Source organism: Sulfurovum sp. MH2-6, from assembly GCF_058374785.1.
This window is the reverse complement of record NZ_CM178170.1, coordinates 805,799-824,169: the sequence shown is the minus strand read 5'-3', so window position 1 is coordinate 824,169 and position 18,371 is coordinate 805,799. Positions and strand designations below refer to the sequence as shown.

General features: G+C 42.9%; 17 protein-coding genes and 1 riboswitch. Of the genes, 3 read left to right on the top strand and 14 right to left on the bottom strand.

Features of this window, described 5'->3' with window-relative positions; translation table 11 throughout:
• Nucleotides 1-5 precede the first annotated feature (5 nt).
• Nucleotides 6-785 carry a TrmH family RNA methyltransferase gene (locus AC4JOV_RS04085; RefSeq protein WP_229936419.1) on the top strand — a complete coding sequence of 260 codons (780 nt, stop codon included), beginning with the start codon at nt 6-8 and terminating at the stop codon, nt 783-785.
• Nucleotides 786-1,060: 275 nt separating this feature from the next.
• On the opposite strand, the gene AC4JOV_RS04080 is transcribed toward AC4JOV_RS04085, so the two are convergent.
• From AC4JOV_RS04080 to purL, 5 genes are all read right to left on the bottom strand, one after another.
• The gene (locus AC4JOV_RS04080) at nt 1,061-2,086 is read right to left on the bottom strand and encodes an acyltransferase (RefSeq protein WP_229936420.1); all 1,026 of its coding nucleotides are present in this window, start codon (nt 2,084-2,086) and stop codon (nt 1,061-1,063) included.
• Nucleotides 2,087-2,185: 99 nt separating this feature from the next.
• On the bottom strand, nt 2,186-2,521 hold the full coding sequence (locus AC4JOV_RS04075; protein ID WP_229936421.1) for a DsrE family protein: 336 nt from the start codon (nt 2,519-2,521) through the stop codon (nt 2,186-2,188).
• Nucleotides 2,522-2,825: 304 nt separating this feature from the next.
• A complete protein-coding gene (gene purH, locus AC4JOV_RS04070; RefSeq protein ID WP_229936422.1) occupies nt 2,826-4,361 on the bottom strand; it encodes a bifunctional phosphoribosylaminoimidazolecarboxamide formyltransferase/IMP cyclohydrolase in 1,536 nt (511 codons plus the stop codon).
• A 372-nt stretch (nt 4,362-4,733) separates the two neighbouring features.
• Entirely contained in the window at nt 4,734-5,144 is a 411-nt protein-coding gene (locus tag AC4JOV_RS04065) for a c-type cytochrome (protein WP_229936423.1), read from the bottom strand.
• A gap of 14 nt (nt 5,145-5,158) precedes the next feature.
• The gene (gene purL, locus AC4JOV_RS04060; protein ID WP_229936424.1) at nt 5,159-7,381 is read right to left on the bottom strand and encodes a phosphoribosylformylglycinamidine synthase subunit PurL; all 2,223 of its coding nucleotides are present in this window, start codon (nt 7,379-7,381) and stop codon (nt 5,159-5,161) included.
• A 106-nt stretch (nt 7,382-7,487) separates the two neighbouring features.
• Here purL and AC4JOV_RS04055 point away from each other — a divergent pair, with 106 nt between their 5' ends.
• Entirely contained in the window at nt 7,488-8,171 is a 684-nt protein-coding gene (locus tag AC4JOV_RS04055) for a dUTP diphosphatase (RefSeq protein WP_229936425.1), read from the top strand.
• A 63-nt stretch (nt 8,172-8,234) separates the two neighbouring features.
• On the opposite strand, the gene AC4JOV_RS04050 is transcribed toward AC4JOV_RS04055, so the two are convergent.
• The 8 genes from AC4JOV_RS04050 to AC4JOV_RS04015 all read right to left on the bottom strand — a co-directional run bounded on the left by AC4JOV_RS04050 (nt 8,235) and on the right by AC4JOV_RS04015 (nt 14,173).
• Nucleotides 8,235-8,876: a carboxypeptidase regulatory-like domain-containing protein gene (locus AC4JOV_RS04050; RefSeq protein WP_229936426.1), complete on the bottom strand. Its 642-nt coding sequence runs from the start codon at nt 8,874-8,876 to the stop codon at nt 8,235-8,237.
• A 69-nt stretch (nt 8,877-8,945) separates the two neighbouring features.
• Nucleotides 8,946-9,299 (bottom strand): SEL1-like repeat protein, encoded by a 354-nt coding sequence (locus AC4JOV_RS04045; RefSeq protein ID WP_229936427.1) that lies wholly within the window; start codon nt 9,297-9,299, stop codon nt 8,946-8,948.
• Between the two features lies 1 nt (nt 9,300).
• Nucleotides 9,301-10,641, bottom strand: a complete 1,341-nt coding sequence (gene mnmE / locus AC4JOV_RS04040; protein WP_229936428.1) for a tRNA uridine-5-carboxymethylaminomethyl(34) synthesis GTPase MnmE — start codon at nt 10,639-10,641, stop codon at nt 9,301-9,303.
• A 6-nt stretch (nt 10,642-10,647) separates the two neighbouring features.
• Nucleotides 10,648-11,484, bottom strand: coding sequence for a Jag N-terminal domain-containing protein (locus tag AC4JOV_RS04035; RefSeq protein WP_229936429.1), 837 nt, complete (start codon nt 11,482-11,484; stop codon nt 10,648-10,650).
• 8 nt (nt 11,485-11,492) lie between these two features.
• Complete coding sequence (gene yidC / locus AC4JOV_RS04030) at nt 11,493-13,091, bottom strand: membrane protein insertase YidC (RefSeq protein ID WP_229936430.1); 1,599 nt, start codon at nt 13,089-13,091, stop codon at nt 11,493-11,495.
• Between the two features lie 46 nt (nt 13,092-13,137).
• Nucleotides 13,138-13,449: a ribonuclease P protein component gene (gene rnpA, locus AC4JOV_RS04025; RefSeq protein ID WP_256444123.1), complete on the bottom strand. Its 312-nt coding sequence runs from the start codon at nt 13,447-13,449 to the stop codon at nt 13,138-13,140.
• A 44-nt stretch (nt 13,450-13,493) separates the two neighbouring features.
• A complete protein-coding gene (gene rpmH, locus AC4JOV_RS04020; protein WP_229936432.1) occupies nt 13,494-13,628 on the bottom strand; it encodes a 50S ribosomal protein L34 in 135 nt (44 codons plus the stop codon).
• A gap of 101 nt (nt 13,629-13,729) precedes the next feature.
• Nucleotides 13,730-14,173 carry a hypothetical protein gene (locus AC4JOV_RS04015; RefSeq protein ID WP_229936433.1) on the bottom strand — a complete coding sequence of 148 codons (444 nt, stop codon included), beginning with the start codon at nt 14,171-14,173 and terminating at the stop codon, nt 13,730-13,732.
• Nucleotides 14,174-14,272: 99 nt separating this feature from the next.
• Between AC4JOV_RS04015 and nspC the strand changes: the two genes are divergently transcribed.
• On the top strand, nt 14,273-15,418 hold the full coding sequence (gene nspC / locus AC4JOV_RS04010; protein WP_229936434.1) for a carboxynorspermidine decarboxylase: 1,146 nt from the start codon (nt 14,273-14,275) through the stop codon (nt 15,416-15,418).
• A gap of 32 nt (nt 15,419-15,450) precedes the next feature.
• Here the strand turns inward: nspC and AC4JOV_RS04005 are convergent, their stop codons facing one another.
• Nucleotides 15,451-18,081, bottom strand: coding sequence for a hybrid sensor histidine kinase/response regulator (locus tag AC4JOV_RS04005; RefSeq protein WP_229936435.1), 2,631 nt, complete (start codon nt 18,079-18,081; stop codon nt 15,451-15,453).
• 141 nt (nt 18,082-18,222) lie between these two features.
• Nucleotides 18,223-18,304, bottom strand: a riboswitch (cyclic di-GMP riboswitch).
• Nucleotides 18,305-18,371: the final 67 nt, after the last annotated feature.

The following is an 18,371-nucleotide window of genomic DNA, read 5'->3' as shown; positions in this document are numbered from 1 at the left end:
AGCATATGAATTTTATCCAAGTGACCGATACCGATATCCCGGAACTGCAGATCTACCACCAGATGAGAGAGAATGCCTTCAGAGAAGACGGCAGCTTCATTGCAGACAGCCCAAAAGTGGTAAACCTCCTTCTCGAAGAGGATATCCAGGTCAAAAGTATCTTTGCTACGCAGGAGTATTATGAGAAATATGCCGATCTGATACAACAAAAAGAGATACCGACGCTCTATGTCGCTTCCAAAGAGGTGATGGAGAAGATCGTAGGGCATACGATACACCACAACGTCATGATGCACGCCATCCGCCCTACGCCAACCCCTCTAAACGCTTTGGGAGATCAGATCCTTATGCTCGATGAGATCAGCTCCACCCAGAATATCGGTGCCATTGCCAGAAGTGCCGCAGCCCTGGGTGTAAAATCCTACCTCCTGCCCCACCAGGGGCCGCACCCCTATGCCAGACGTGCCGTAAGGGTCTCGATGGGACATATAGGCCTGATGAGATATAACCTCTACGACGATATCTTTGAGACGATCAGGGAACTTAAAGCACTGGGATACAGAATCTACGCCGCAGAGGTGACAGAAGACTCCACCCCTCTCTCACAGGTCAAAGTAGCCGATAGATGGGTACTGCTGATGGGACATGAGGGAAAAGGGATCTCTAAAGAGATTTTGGATGTCTGTGATGAAGTGGTCACCATCGAGATGGAGGAAGGGATCAAGAGTTTCAATGTGAGTGTGGCTGCTTCGATAATGATGTACCGCTTTAACCATTCGTTCTAATTAAACCCTCCGAATAATTCTCCTCGTCATCCTGAACTTGATTCAGGATCTACACATTCTAGGATATTAAGAACCCTTCTCGCTCTATCTCTCCGAAGGTGTAGCGCATATTCAAAGTAAAACGATCGCGAGAGACCAACACCACCAATAGCTGAAAGCAATACCCAAGAAACAAAGTCGTAGTATCTGTATCTCATCTACGGAGAGGTTGTATAGACAAGGAAAGAATGAAATATAATAAAAGTCTTCTCCTCATATATAACATTTTTTTGTAATTATTTAAATCCTACCAATTTACTTTGTTTCGCAGTAAAAATATTATTAAATGCAGAAATAAATAAAGAGCAGAACAACATAACTACGCTAATTAATACAAATTGATATACAGGAGAAATTTCTGTAAGAGATGGATAAATCCGAGATATTAGTATAGTTATACCCGTAAGGATAAACATATGAATAAGATATATTCCAAATGACATTTCACCTATATTTTTAAGTGGCTTTGATCTAATCCAATTTTGATTCTTGAAAAGAAAAATAATGAGAACAAACGAATAAAGAAATGAAGATGGTTTAACAGCGGTAACTGCATCTCCGACTTGGTGAAACATAGAGATTAATACATATGATTCAAAACAAGATAAAATATAACATGACACTATGAGAACTATGAGAAGTCTATTTGATATTTCTATTTTGGTTGATGAGCCAAGATATAAACCAAGAACAAAGAACATTAACCAAGTTGCAAAATTACCAGCATAAACAATAAGTGGTAAATTGATATCAGTATAATATCTCAGGTAAAATATCGTACTGGTCATAGCTATACTTATAATGAGACTAAGAACCACCCCCTTTTTATTTGCAAAGCTTTTTAGTATAGGAAGTAGCAAATAATACTGAATAATCAAAGCTATAAAATAGTATGGTCCAGAAGATTGAAAGACTACTACCTTAATAAGCTCATGAACAACCGATTTATGTTGAACTAAAACTGCTAAAGCAAACCAAACTAATGACCAAGTCAACAATGGAATATAAACTCTTGGAATCTGTTTTTTTAGAAAGACAAAGTAATCTCTATAACATTCAATTCTTTTCTTTGCTAAAAAAAATCCTGAGATGGCAAGAAACATAGGAACAGAAAAGTTTAACAAGTTACGCCATATAACAGTGAAATTGAAATTAATACTATCATCACTGAAATGAAGTCCTGTACCTGATGAATGTATAGCAACTACGCCAAATATTGCAAACGCTCGTAAGATATCAAAATATTCTATTCTATTAGACATATCATTTCCCCTAGTTTACACTCTCTTCCCAAGTGGAGAATGAATGTTATAAAATTATATAAAGTGCTCCACCTCACGAGAAGATGAAAACAAGATAAATTAAAATGTAACTACCTTCCAGTCCGTTTTAAGCGCTTCGGTCATCAGCTCACCTGTATGGATCGCTTCCACACCCATCGCTTCAAGCTGCTCAGTCACACCGTACTCATCGCTGCATACCACGCAGCAGGAGAGCTCTACACCTGTCTCTTTTACTTTGGCAAGCATCGTTTGCAACTCTTGATTCTCAGCCAGCAGTTTGATAGAAGGTCCCCATATCATCAAGTGGGCCCTCTCCCAGTATCCGCGCGGAAGGATCACAGAGCTGTAGAGCAGTACCATCTTTTTGGCTACTTCAGCGTCACCTGAACTCCATACGATCAATAATTTATCCATGATTTTCCCCTTAAAGTAGATCGGGGTACCCCTACCCCGACATAAACGTTAGATGCCGTTTTCTATTGGTGTTTGATTGGCACTTCTCACCCTTCGACAGTCTCAGGGCGAACGGAATAGCATCCACACATTACAACTGCATAACTTCCGGATTCTCGATGCCCATAGGGAATACCCTTAGGATGCAGTTCAGGAATGATGGAAGCCATAGGAGACGTACCGGCAAGATATTCCACCTGCTCCCTGCTACTTCCTACCTACCTCCTACTTCCTATCTACTATCTCACTAAAAAGCGAATGCTTTTTAGTGTAGGAAGTGTCTTACACCTGAGAAGTAGAGTGCGATACCGTGCTCGTTCGCTGCTTCGATCACTTCGTCGTCACGTACTGAACCGCCCGGCTCCAGGATCGCTTTGACACCTGCTGCTGCCGCTGCATCTACAGAGTCTCTGAACGGGAAGAATGCTTCAGATGCCATCGCTGCACCGCTTACATCAAGATCCATCTCTTTAGCCTTCTTCAATGCACACTGCGCTGCATCAACACGTGATGTCATCCCCATACCTACGGCTACCATCGCAGAGTTTTTGACATAGACAACACAGTTTGACTTTGTAAGCGCTGCAACTTTCCACGCGATCTCAAGGTCTTTCATCTCCTGTGCAGATGCCGTGCTGCTGCTTTTGAGCTCTGCGTTGTGTACTTCGTCTGTATTTACGATGTCGCTGTCCTGGAAGACAAACCCGCCATCAACGTGTTTGAAGTCTTGTGCATCCTTAGACATTTTCAGTGTCGTCCCACCACCCTGGCTGAAGAGTTTCAAACGTTTTTTCACTGCAAATACTTCAAGCGCTTCAGGTGTAAAATCCGGAGCCATCACAACCTCAAGGAAGATCTCGTTCATCTTTTCAGCCAACTCTTTTGTCACTACACCGTTTACCGCTACTACTCCGCCGAATGCAGAGACAGGGTCACACTTCAGTGCTTCAGTGTATGACTCAAGAAGGTCACCTTTGATCGCAAAACCACACGGGTTACCGTGTTTTACGATACATACTGCCGGCTCGTCACCGAAGCTTGAAGCGATCTTGAGCGCACCGTTCACATCGTTGATATTGTTGAAGCTTGCCTCACCTTTTACCTGTTTGAAGTTCTCAGTGAAGTGGTTATCAAATTCGTAAAGTGCACCTTTTTGGTGCGGGTTTTCCCCGTAACGTGTATCAAATACTTTTTTACCTGTGATAAACTGGTGCGCTCCCATACCGTTATTGAAACGTTTGTTCATGTAGTTTGCGATCATCCCGTCATAGGCTGCAGTATGCTCGTACGCTTTGATCATCAAATCACGTCTGAACTCGTATGTATCTTCACCGCTTGCAAGTGCAGTTAGTACCGTCTCATAATCAGCTGCATCTGTTACGATATAGACGTCGTTGAAGTTCTTAGCCGCTGAACGTACCATTGTAGGTCCGCCGATATCGATATTTTCTATAATTTCGTCAAAATCTTCTGTTCTCTCGATCGTAGCCTTGAACGGATAGAGGTTTACACATACAAGATCGATCCCTTCAACACCAAGCTCTTTTGCCTGTGCTACATGTGCCTCATCCCCTCTTTTGTGAAGGATACCGCCATGTACATACGGGTTCAGTGTCTTCACACGCCCTTCAAAACACTCAGGAAATTTCGTGACTTCATCGATCTCGATGACCTTTACTCCCGCTTCACTCAACTTCTTGTAGGTTCCGCCTGTTGAGATGATCTCCCAACCAAGCTTTTCCAATCCCTGTGCAAACTCTACGATCCCAGCTTTATCACTTACGCTTAATAGTGCTCTCATATTACAACCTTCTCTCTTTTTCTCTTTTTGATCTATACACAAACTGATCTTCTATGGTTTTCTTCCTGCTTTTTATCCTGGTGAAATGTAATGGTAACACAGTCATCACTCTCTTCAGCAAAAAAGCAGAATAGAACCTCTCATTCCCGGCAAAAAGTCAGAAATGCATACATCAATTTTAAAAACAGGAAAAACTTTTACATCCTACAAAACTGAAGTATGCATTCCCAACGGGGACGTTGGGAACGAGATTAATTTAAATGTTAAAACTGAAGTATGCACCCCAAGGGCACTTCCTCGTTTCACTCACAGCGCATTCCCAACGGGGACGTTGGGAACGAGATTTAATCTGTAATCAGGGAAGAAAATGATCTATTTAAATCTATTTCCCATCCCCATCCCTCTAAAATCTTTTGGAGGGAAGTTATCGAACATCCAGGAAGCGATCACTTCCAATTCTTCTTCCGTTACATTGCCCTTTTGAGACGGCATAAGCCCGAATCTTTTTATCTTTTGAGCCATACAGATCGCCTTATCCCGGCTCGGGTTTAATGCATAGTCTTTGATAAAGGCTACGGCATCGGCTTTCTTCGGATAGTCCATCTTGACATGTCTCATGACTCCCATCACTGCGGGAGCTACGACTGTATTCATATCTTTAGGAAAAGTCTTACTGTGACATGCTGCACACTTTTGATCGAAAAGCAGCTCTCCCTGCGACTCTGCATAAGAAATGTTTCCGAAGCTCACTGCAACCAAAAAGAAGGTTAAAAATTTGTTCATCTTCATAGACTTACTTACAGATCCTGTTCAATTGTTCTAGCAAATGTATTGAAGTAGATATCTTTTACGCTATCCATAGAAAGTTCTACATTGTTTACACGTACCTTCTCTCCACCGGTTTTACCGATATGGGTTACCTTCACACCGAGTTCGGTTGCCATTCTTACAATTGCCTCCAGGTCAGCTGACGCCACTTCCAGGATCGCTCTGCTTTGTGACTCATCAAAGATATCTCTGCTCTTCTCTACATTGATATCCGCTTCTACACCCAGACCCGAGACTGCTGCCATCTTGGTAAGTGCTGTAGCGATACCACCTACGTTGACATCTTTTGCTGACTTGAGCAGACCTTTTTTGTTCGCTTCGATCACAAGCTCCCAAAGTGCCAACTCTGACTCATAGTCCAATTCAGGGATCGTACCTACTGTCTCTCCGTGAAGTGCTTTGATATAGAGTGATCCGCCGAACTCGCCTTTTGTCTCACCTACCAGAAGGATCTCGCTTCCCTCTTCTTTGAATGCTGAAGAAAGTACTCTGTCTTGATCTTCGTTCAGCCCTACCATAGCGATCGATGGCGTAGGGAATACCGATACTCCGTTTGTTTCGTTGTAAAGTGATACGTTACCGCTTACTACCGGAGTGCTGAGTGCTGCACATGCCTCTTTGATCCCTTCACACCCTTCTGCAAACTGCCACATCACTTCCGGGTTTTCAGGGTTACCGTAGTTCAGACAGTCTGTAATAGAGAGTGGTCTTGCCCCGCTCATCGCTACGTTACGACCAGACTCTACGACTGCCAATGCTGCACCTCTCTTTGGGTCAACATAACAGTATCTTGGGTTACAGTCACTGCTCATTGCCAATGCTTTTCCGTTCTCTTTGATACGAATGGAAGAAGCATCAAGGCTTCCCGGGTGTTTCGTCGTATTGGTCTGTACCATAGAGTCATACTGGTTGTATACCCATGCTTTATCCACTACTTCCAGTGAACTGAAGATCTTCTCATAAGCTTCCTGGTCATCTACAGCAGGGAAACTCTCAACAGACTTGGCATTGACTTCATCAAGATACGCAGGTCTTGCCGTCGGTCTGTCAAGTACCGGTGCCTCTTCACTTACCGGTGCGATAGGCATATCAGCACACTTTTCACCATGCCAAAAGAGCTCCATTCTTCCGGTATCCGTCACTTCACCGATTACGGCAACGTCAAGATCCCACTTCTCAAAGATATCGATGATCGCCTGCTCACTCCCTTTTTTTGCACAGATCAGCATACGCTCTTGAGACTCGGAAAGCATAAAGTCATATGGCATCATACCCTCTTCACGTGCAGGAACCTGATCAAGATTCATGATCAATCCCGCACCCGTCTTACCTGCCATCTCAAATGCAGATGAAGTCAGACCCGCTGCACCCATATCCTGGATACCGACGACGTGATCTGTCTTAAACAGCTCCAAACATGCCTCAAGCAGAAGTTTTTCGGTAAACGGGTCACCAACCTGCACTGTCGGACGAAGTGATTTTGACTCTTCAGTAAAGCTGTCACTACTCATCACCGCTCCGCCAAGACCGTCACGACCTGTTTTTGACCCGACATACATGACAGAGTTGCCTACACCGGATGCAACCCCCAGGAAGATCTCGTCAGACTTTACCAGACCAAGAGAGAATGCATTGACAAGGATGTTTCCGTTGTAGCTCTCATCAAAGCTCACTTCACCACCGATCGTCGGTACACCCATACAGTTACCGTAACTTCCGATACCATCTACAACACCGCGTACAAGGTGTCTTTGATACTTCGCATTTTCACTGTCGCCGTTAACATTACCGAAACGCAAAGCATTAAGGTTTGCTACCGGTCTTGCACCCATGGTAAAGACATCACGCAGGATCCCTCCTACACCGGTTGCAGCTCCCTGGAACGGTTCAATAAATGACGGGTGGTTATGGCTCTCCATCTTAAATACCGCTGCCATCCCCTCACCGATATCGATAACACCGGCATTTTCACCCGGTCCCTGGATTACCCACGGTGCCTCCGTAGGGAAACCTCTGAGGTATTTTGTACTGGATTTGTATGAACAGTGCTCAGACCACATTGCAGAGAAGATACCGATCTCTACGATATTCGGGTGACGACCCTCAAGGATACGAACGATCTCTTCGTACTCTGGCTGGCTAAGCTTATGCGCTTTTAAAACTTCATCTAGATTTTCAATAGGTTGTGACATTTTTTAGTGTCCTTAAGGCGTTGAAATAAGGCTATTATTTTACTCTAAAAGTGCTAAATAAGGGGTTAATAGATAAAATAACGGCAACGAATCGAAAAGGTTGTAAATGGACAAAATACTTCAAATGCTTAAACTTCAACAGCAGCTCAATGATGCTACTAACGGTGAAGGATGGGAGCAAGGCATCACAAAAAACGGTAAACTGATCGACTGGAAGCGCTGTACCTACCTGGAGTGTGCAGAGTTGATCGAATCCTATCCCTGGAAACATTGGAAGAATATCGATGCTGAACCGGACTATGCGAACATCAAGATCGAAGCAGTCGATATCTGGCACTTTATCATGTCCCAGGGACTGGAGGATTATAAGATCAAAGGTCTGGGAGAGATTGAAACACTTGCAAAAGATATCAATGCCCTGCCGAACTTTGCCTCTTTTGATGCCCCGATCGTACCGACTGAAAAAAACCACTATGAACAGATCGAAACAGTCGAGGAGCTTATGAGAGTGATCTTCTCTAATGAGAGTACGACAAAAATGATGGAGTCCTTCATCGATGTTGCGATACAGTCAGGACTGAACCTTGATGCGCTCTACGAACTTTATGTGGGTAAAAATATCCTCAATCAGTTCAGACAGGATCATGGATACAAAGAGGGAACCTATATCAAGCTATGGAACGGAAAAGAAGATAATGTCATTATGCAGGGAATCCTGGATAAGGATAATACGATCAGTCCGAATGAACTCTATCAGAGGCTCAAAGAAGCTTACCCTTCTTTTGACTGAGTGCGTTTGCCGTATCGGCCACTTCAAGCAGCTTACCCAAAAGGGTAGGCTGTTTTAGAAAGATCAGTCTAATCTTCTAGTAAGATCTTTTACTTCTATCTGATTTCCGTAGACTTCGACTTTCGTTGCCAGGCGTATACTTTTTGTACTCGCATAACCGCACTCTTCACCACACTTCACTGTTCCGATCAGAAAGTACCTGCCTGACGGCACTCCGTAAAAGGCAAAGTTGCCGTTACTGTCTGCTGCGGTAAATCTAAGATAGTTAAAGAGTCTCGAATCTGCTTTTTGCATCTTCTGTCCACCGATATAACTCACTTCATACCACTGGTTGGAGTAGGAGGTCATCGGATTGAGATAGAGTCTTGTTCCTGCACCGAATACCTTCGAACCGTTGAAACTGTTGCTTAGGTATATTTTACCTTTGATCGTACCTTTTCCTGAACGTGCAAGCGCACGGTACTCATCTACAGGGAATTCGATACGCGCTACCCTGTCATCCGGCATATTTTCTGTGATAAGTGTCTCTGTCTCTGTCATATTTTCATCGATATCCGACATATCTACGTTTTCAGGATCATAGGTACCCCACACATTATCCTTAGTACCCGCTTTGTAGTACGGTTTACGGACGTCTGTAGGCACACACCCTGCCAGCCATAGAGAAAATAAAACTGCTGTGACAACTGATAAATGTTTTTTCATGCATTATACCCTTTGATAATGTTGTTTTGTGATTATACTCAATTTAGATTAGGAGTTACAACGTGTGACTCAACACTTGTTATTATTTCGGGTGCTTTTGCGTTTTTTTAAAAACAGCCTCCACTGTTTTTTGGCCGCCTTATCTCCCGAATAAGCTGCCTGTCGATACCAAAAAGCTGCCTTATTGCAGGACTTTTTAACCGCTTTCCCCTTTTGATATCTCTTGGCCAGCTGGTACTGTGAATCTGACTCTCCCGCTTTGGCAAAACGGTGGAGCGTCTTGACCTTCTTTTTCTCACCCTTATAATATTTAACGGTATTGCGGATAAACCAGAGGGTAAAGAGCAGTAAGAAAAGAAAAAGATAGAGTTCCAGATTCTCTATCTTCGTAATATACGCGATAATCCCCTCTAACTTCTCCACATCACTTTCCTAAACAGAATTCCCCAAACATTTTATCAAGTATCTCTTCACTGTCATAAGGTTTCGAGATGGATGAGATCGCCTTGACCGCCTCTTGCAGATGATAAGAGAAAAACTCCAACTCTCCTGTTTGAAGAGGTGTTTTTGCCTCCTCGATCGCTGCTTTTGCAAATTTCACTGCTTCGATCTGGCGGGCTGAGACCAGCATGATCTCCTCACCCTCTCCTATCGAATCAAAGAGCGCTTCAAGCTTCTCGGTAAGGCGGATAAACCCTTTTTTGGCACTCACTTCTATAGGATCATAACAATCCAAAAGCGCAGTGTCAAGTTTTCTCTCCAGATCACACTTATTGAGTGCCAGGATCAGGTGCTTATCTTCAAGACTCTCCAGCATCGAAAGAATCTTCTCGTCTTCATGATCAAAGACTCTGGCACTGTCAAAAAGTGCGATAATGACATCGGCATCCTTCACGGAAGAGAGTGAACGCTCAATCCCGATCTTCTCTATCGTATCTTCCGACTCTCGGATACCTGCAGTATCTACCAAACGTATAATGTGCGAACCGATACGTACCTGCTCTTCGATCGTATCACGTGTCGTTCCTGCAATATCACTTACAATCGCCCTGTCATAACTGAGCAAAGCGTTGAGTAGAGAACTTTTACCGACATTAGGCTTACCGATGATAGCTACCCTGAACCCCTCGATCAGCCCTCTTCTGCGATGACTCGCATCAACGATACGCGTAATCTGTTCGCTGAGACTATCAAGCTGCCTGGTGATATTCTCAAAAATATCCTCGGGGATATCCTCTTCGGCGTAGTCTATCATGACCTCTGAGTAGGCCAAAGACCTCAATAGTGCATCCCTACTCTCATCAACGAACGCTTTGAGCTCCCCTTTCATCTGCTTGGCAAGTACTTTTGCCGCATCTACACTCTTGGCTTCGATCAGTTTGGAGATCGCCTCTGCTTCGGTCAGGTCTATTTTTCCGTTGAGGAAAGCACGTTTGGAAAACTCGCCCGGTTCGGCCAGCCTTGCGCCATATGCCAGAACAGTGCTGAGTATCTCTTCAGCAACGATCATCCCTCCATGACACTGAAACTCAACGATGTCCTCGCCCGTAAAGCTGTTCGGTGAGGCAAAATAGATCATAATCGCCTGATCGATCAGTGCATCCTCCGCATTGTACAGAGAAGTGAGGTGTGCATGTCTGGGTATAATCTTTTCTTGTTTGGAAACCCTCTTGGCTATAGAGAGGGCCTCTGTCCCACTGACACGGATGATGGATATCGATGAAACACCATGTGCTGTAGCGATAGCAGAAATAGTCTCGTTCATGGCATGCTATTTTTTATTGAAGTCATTGATAACGACAAATTTTTTGCCGTCACGGCTCGTTTTTACAGCAACATACTTTTCAGGGAAAGCTTCACGTAACTGTTCCAGAGCAATTTGAACCAAAATACCGTCAAGGAAACGTGTTTTACCTTTTCCCTGTTTTTGTACATTTTCAATCACAGGTTTCAGCATATTACGGATCATCTCTTCCTGCGTCGTTACAAATGCAGCGATCTCAAGTTTGATAAAGAGTTCATACTTTGCATGCAGCCAGTTGAAAAGCATATAGGAGAGTGCGTTATAGCGATATCCTTCTTTGCCGATCAGGAGAGCAGCATCTTCGCCGTCAATAAATATCAATGCCGTATTGTCTCTTACATCAACTTCTACAACATCGATATCAAAACATGAAAGCTCCATCAGCTCTTTGAGTTGCGACTCGATAAGTCGTGCAAGTTCATCGTATACAATGACCTCTTCTTCTATCTCATAGGTGTCGTCTTCATCCAGATATTCAGAACTGAAGAAACTCTCAACGATTTCATCTTCTTCTACATTAGGTTGTTTCTCTTCAGCTTCTTCTTCAGTGACCGATTCTTCAAAACGCTCTTTTGACTCTTTAGCAGGATGTTTCTTTTCTGAAGTTACAGGGGATTTTGGTTCCGATACACTTTGAGGATATTTGCAAGAAGCGACGATCATCGCCTCTTTTTTAAAAAGTCCAAAAATTCCTGAAGAGGGATGCTGTATCACTTCATATTTGATATCAGTGATAGAGCACCCTAATTCTTTTGCAGCCTTTGCGTAAGCTTCTTCTAATGTAGGTGCTTTGATCTTTTTCATCAGCACTCCTATTTTTTGCTATGTGCTTCTTTTGCCATCTCTTTTTGCTTAGCGTAAGCATTGTTGATATAGTATTGTTGACCGATCGTAAAGATATTGTTTACCAACCAGTAGAGTACGAGTCCTGCCGGGAAGTATACAAAGAATACCGTCATGATAACAGGGAACCATTTAAAGATCTTCTCTTGCATCGGATCGGTAAAGTTAGCCGGAGTGATTCTCTGCTGGTACCACATAGAAACACCCATCAATACAGGAAGTACAAAGTACGGGTCCATCACGGCAAGGTCATTGATCCAGAAGATCCACTCTGCACCCTGCAGTTCATCCGCATTCAGTAATACACGGTAGAGTGCAAAGAATACAGGGATCTGAAGAAGCAGCGGGAGACATCCGCCCATCGGGTTCGCACCATGCTTCTTGTAAAGTTCCATCATCTGTGCATTCATCTTGGCAGGATCTTTACCATACTTCTCTTTAAGCTCTTTCATTCTTGGAGCAAGGTCTTTCAGCTTTTGCATAGACATCATACCCTTGTATGAAAGCGGGAAGAGGATAAGCTTGATAAGGATCGTAAAGATAATGATCGCCCAACCCCAGTTTCCTACATAATCATTGATCCAAAGCAGTACTTTGAAGAACGGTGATGCAAGGAAAGTAAACCAACCGAATTCGATCGCATCGGTCAATTCAGGATTGATCGCATGAAGCACCTTATACTCTTTTGGCCCGATATATCCTGTGAATGATGCATCACCGTCAGCTTTTACAAAAGTCAAAGGATCACCTTCACCTACCTGCAGGACAGAGACACTCATCCCTTTATCAAAATCATAAAAGAGCGATGCGTAGTATCTATCAAATGCAGAAGCTATCTTGGCATTTTTAAATGTTTCATGTCCTTCTGCATCACCATCCTCGATCGTTGTGATAATATCATCTGCACCCTTGATCAATGTACCTCTTACAAGCATATACATTGATTGGTCAGCTACAGGTCTATACCCCGGAGTGATAAAGTACGGTGTTGCAACAGAGGTAGAGATATCCACTTTGTATTCACCGCTCGGTTTAAAGGTGATTTTCTTAGTAAGAGTCATCGATGAGAGTCTTTGAACCAACGTAATCGTCTTCGCCCCTGTTGTTACGTCCACTTCTGATACACCTTCATTGACGTATGGTGTAGCAAATGCCTCTTCATTGATCTTCGTATCGGAGAATCTCACCTCCAACGGTTTCACTTTATCACTCGCCAATATCTTCAGGTTTTCGCCATCTTCTGTACGGTACTTTGCTTTGAGAAGTTCCATTTGAGCCAAACGCCCGAACTCGTCTACTGTAATGATAAACTCATCGGATTTGATTGTGGCGATTGTCGCGGTAGTGCTCTGCGGTGCATTCATTGCAACCTTTGTTGTCTCTCCTGCAGGTGCGGCACTTGTTGTACTCTTCTCTACTGCCGGAGTTTGCGGCGATGTCTGTGCTGTTTGCGCCTGTTCAGTTTTTATAGGTGCCTGCACAGGGAAGAAATAACTATAACCGATAAATACGATAAATGAAAGTGCTAGTGCTAATAGAAGTCTTTTTTGAAGATCTGGCTGTTCCAAAGTGATACCCTTGTGTTAAAAAAATTGAATAGCTATTATAATGTAATTATTTTAATGCAGCGCACTTTTTCAGTGCATGTAGATACGCTTTGTCAGTCTTTTTAAAGTCAGCCTCCAAAATCGCCGGTTTTGCTACCAAAACATAGCTTCCAGCTGATAGAAGGTCAATATTTTCTATGAAATGTGCCCTTAGTAGACGTTTCGCTCTATTACGTTGAACTGCATTTCCTATTTTTTTGCTGGCAACGAAACCTGCTTTATAGGTACTCCCTTTTTTAAAAAAAAGTACAAAGTAAGGTGTGTGCCAACTGCAACTGGAGCGATGGTACACTCCAGAAAACTCTTTACTAGTCTTTATCCTAGTAAAATGTTTGATCGAACTGATGTGACTATCCTGTTAACTTATACAGCTAGTCTTTTTCTACCTTTTGCTCTTCTGGCATTGATCACTTTTCTACCGTTCTTAGTTTTCATTCTTGTTCTAAAACCGTGTGTTCTTTTTCTTGGTGTGTTGTGTGGTTGATATGTTCTTTTCATTCGGACTATCCTTAGTTAAATTTACCTACATGCGGTATATGATGGACGCGATTTTACCTTAAACTCTCTTAAATAAGGCTAAGATAGAGGTTTTTAGGCGTTTAATTGAGGCTCTTCACTACTATTTCAGCTTCACTTCCTTCCTGTTTTGCTTTCAGATAGGTCTCCAATGCTCTAAAAATAATATCTTTACTGCTATAGTTTGTTGTTCTCACTTCCAATACCGTACAGTAAACAGCACTCCCTTTTTCCTCTGAAAGTCTTCTCACAATACGGTCGGCAAACATATATCCGCCATCCACTTTGGTCTCCTGACACAGCAATGCATGTACATTATGTTCTTCACCAAGACAAAACAGCAGATCCGTATCCCGCTTCTCTTTCTCTATCACTGCATGCGTATCAATATCCTCTGCCGAAACCAGTATCAAAACAAATGAATTGAGCCGTCTATGATCCAATAGATAGTATAAGACCTCTATAGACGTCGTTAATTTATCAATCATACCTACTGCCAGTTTAAGCGCATTCTCGTTAAAAGCCAAATCAGCTCTCCTAGCCTTTACCCCACTCTCCGCCATTTGGATCCTTTTTATTTGTTTTAGTATACGTCATTATAACAAATTTATTTGATATAATTTCTCATGGAAAAAATAGAGACAAAATACCAATCCCTTCCTTCACCCTGCTGGTTGCTTGAAGAGGAGAAACTTGTAAAAAATCTGGAACTTTTACAGAGAGTAAAAGATCAAAGCGGTGCAAAAGTATTGCTTGCCCTAAAGGGATATGCACTCTGGAAGAGCTTTGATACTGTGCGAAGATACCTTGACGGATGTTGCGCTTCGGGACTGCATGAAGCCAAGTTGGCAGAGGAAGAGTTCAGAAAAGAGGTACATACCTACTCTCCGGCCTTCAAAGAAGATGAACTTGAAGAGATCGCTTCTATTTCACATCATCTGGTCTTTAATTCGCCTGCACAGTTCAAACGCTTTGCAACAAGAGCCAAAGAGATCAACCCCTCTCTCTCCTTAGGCATCCGTGTCAACCCTGAATGTTCACAGGCACCAAAAGAGATCTATAACCCCTGCGGTCTTTACTCCAGACTGGGAACAACGCTGGATAACCTGGATGAAACAATACTGGAGCAGTGTGACGGTCTGCACTTTCATGCCCTTTGTGAAGAGGACAGCGAGGCACTCGAAGAGGTACTGAAGGCTTTTGAAGAGAAGTTCGGCAAATTTATTCCCCGGATGAAATGGATCAACTTCGGCGGAGGACACCATATCACACGCAAGGGATATGATGTAGAGAGGCTGATCAGACTTATCAAAACATTTAAATCACGTTACCATGTAGAGGTCTATCTGGAACCCGGTGAAGCTGTCGGATGGCAAACAGGACCGTTGATCTCTACTGTACTTGATATAGTTCATAACGGTATTGATATCGCGATACTGGACAGCTCTGCTGAGGCACATATGCCTGATACGATCATCATGCCTTACCGTGCTGATGTCAGAGGTGCAGGTGAAGCCGGTGAAAAAACCTATACCTATCGTCTAGGAGGCAATACCTGTCTTGCAGGAGATATCATGGGAGACTACAGTTTCGATAGACCGCTGCAGATAGGTGAGAAGATTATTTTCGAGGACCAGATGCACTATACGATGGTGAAAGCCACAACCTTCAACGGTATCAAACTTCCCAGCATCGCTATAGAGAGGCTCAATGGAGATATAGACATCGTCAGAGAATTTGGATATGAGGAGTTTAAAGGCAGGCTCTCTTAAAATTCAAGAGAGCTTTTCTGAAAAGCTCTCCACTACACTGCTGCATCCACTACCTTCTCTTCAAAATACTCTATCAAAAGCTTTTTAAGTATGTTAAGTTCGATCGGCTTGGCCAGATAACCATCCATTCCGGCCCCCAGATATTTCGCCCGATCCCCGGAAAGCGCATTTGCAGTTAATGCAATGATCGGGATATGTTGTTTATGCGTATTTTTCTCATAATTCAAGATATTCGCTGTTGCTTCCATTCCACCCATCACAGGCATTTCAATATCCATAAAGATCATATCATAGCTGTTTTCTTTACGGCTTTGAAGGGCCTCCTGCCCGTTATTTACGATACTCACTTCAATACCGAGCCTGTTCAGTACATTAGTAATCAACTTCTGGTTGATCGCATTGTCTTCTGCAACCATAATGTGCAGGTTCTTAAATACGATATTTCTCTTTGTATCCGCTATCTCCTCTTTATCACTCAAGGCTTTAAGCGTCTTGGTAAAATTGACAGGCTTATAGAGGACCTTATCTATCAGCGGACCATAACGCTTAAGCGCTCTTTTCTGATCGCCTGTTGAGATGACAACGACTTTGGTATCGATCCCAAGGAACTGTTTTATCTCATCCTCTCTCTGTCGATATTTATGATCGACAAAGAGAATGTCAGGCAGCTCTGAACGGCTTTTTTTGATATCTAATAAACTCTCGTCTGTATAGTTGACTATATGCGCACCCGTATAGGCGATATAGGCTTCCAGGTTTTTATTTCTAAAATATTTTTCATCGATATGCGGATTGAGTATACCCACCGTCTTTCCACGCATATTTTCGACGACTCTTCTTGTCGCATCTGCCGGTTTTTTCAACGGCAGTGTAAAATAGAAAGTTGATCCCTCATCTACAACACTTTTTATCTCTAATTTCCCTCCCATGAGTTCTACCAGTCTTCCTGAGATAGAAAGCCCCAGACCTGTTCCGCCATACTTTCTGCTGGTACTTACATCTGCCTGACCGAATGCCTGGAAGATCCTCTTTTGCTGCTCTTTGGAGATACCGATACCTGTATCACTGACAGCAAACTTTACGTTTACCTCCTCACCCTTTTCTGAGACTTTCTGGATCACGACATTTACTTCCCCGTTTTGAGAAGTAAATTTCATTGCATTACTGACCAGATTCACAATGATTTGTGATATTTTGGTCGGATCTCCGATAAGTTTCGTTGGAAGTGTGGGATCCAGAAAGATATTAAAGTCAATATGTTCAGAAGAAGCTTTTGCCGCATAAGACTCAACTGCGGACTCAAAATTTTCTACAGGGTCAAACACTATATTTTCAAACTCTATTTTTTGTGCTTTGATCTTGGAGAGATCCAGAATATCATTCACTATCGACAGAAGATGTGCCGAGCTTCTCTCAATCGTCGTGATAAACTCTCTTTGCTCATCTGTTGCTTCTGTCTCTTTGAGTAACTGTGTAAATCCCAGGATACCGTTAAGCGGTGTACGTATCTCATGAGACATACTTGCCAGAAACAGATCTTTCGTCTGGTTGGCATCCTTGATCGTTTTGATCAGAAACTTATAGATGTGGTCCATCTTTCCGCTCTCAATCAGACGGCGAAGCTCTTTTTGCTGATTGTCATTCAGTACAAGTTCGATATCTTTCACCGTCTCTTCAAAAAGCTCTCTGTCCTGTAGAAGTTTGAAAAACTTGACCAAAAGCAAAACCATCAGAAACAGAACTACCAAGGCACCCAGTGCATATCCCGCAGCATACCATTTCCCCGTCTCATCCGGCTTATCTATCTGTGTACGTAACTCTGACTGCACCTGGGTCAAGTAGTCCATCTTGATACCGATTTGATTCAGCCATCCCAACAGAGCAACGGCATAACCGCCTCGGTTGGCTTCAATCATGATCATCTCACGCTCTTTTTCCAAAATCTCTTTATACGCATCAGCGGAGAGTAATGCAAGAAGCTTGGAGGTGACGATTTGGTCTTCCAATAAACGATACTCAGGCAGCTTATCCTCTGCGATTAACGTTTCCCATAATCTGACATCTTCACGTTGCATTCTTTGTGAGGTGAGCAGTACGTAAGAGATCAAAGTATTTTCAAGTATGGTATTCTCTTTAAGCGCTGTAATCTCCAGGTACACCGTAAAATACTCTGCTGTTGTAGCGGAGGTAAGCATATCCTGCAGACCTTCAAGCATCTCACGTATATATCCAAATACATTCTCATGGTACGCTTCAATAAGAATCGCTTGATAGTTCGCTCTGGCATCATCGACTGCCCGCCTTGTCTGCTGTAACTCACGATTGATATTTTGAATTTGCCTGCTGTATACGCTAAATTGACTCTCTTGAATATAACGCTGGAGATTTTTCAATGCAAGATCGACATCACTTCTGCTCTTTGAAAGTTTCTTCGCATCACTTCCATCCCGTGTCACCAGATAGATCGCACTGTTGAGTCTTTCAAACTCCATCGTATCCATAAGCAACTCTATCTGTTCCACGAATGAAGGGAGGTTCGCACTCTTTCGTTCACTTTCATACTTTGTATATGTAGTGTAAGCCGTATAAGAGAGTATAAAAAAAGCTACCATGACTACGATAAGCAGCAGTCCCAGCAGACTTCTGTTTTTTGATATTTTCATATCACTCCTTTAGTGTTCTACTTTAGTGATCTGAGTGATCTCTATCCCCACTTGGATAATGTAACATACATTCCCATGCAGATACTCACATCTTTGGGTAAAAAGTTAAAAGCAGAATAGTCCCTAAAAGAGGTAGATTCTATTGGCAATCTGGCGATCTTCCTCACAAGAAAGACCCATGATTTTCTGTCCCTGCCTCACGACAGGTTTAGCTTTTTCAACATTAATACCTATAATGAATTTTACAACGTATCGACTTAAATAAGCACCAACTTCCAAATATCTGTAAC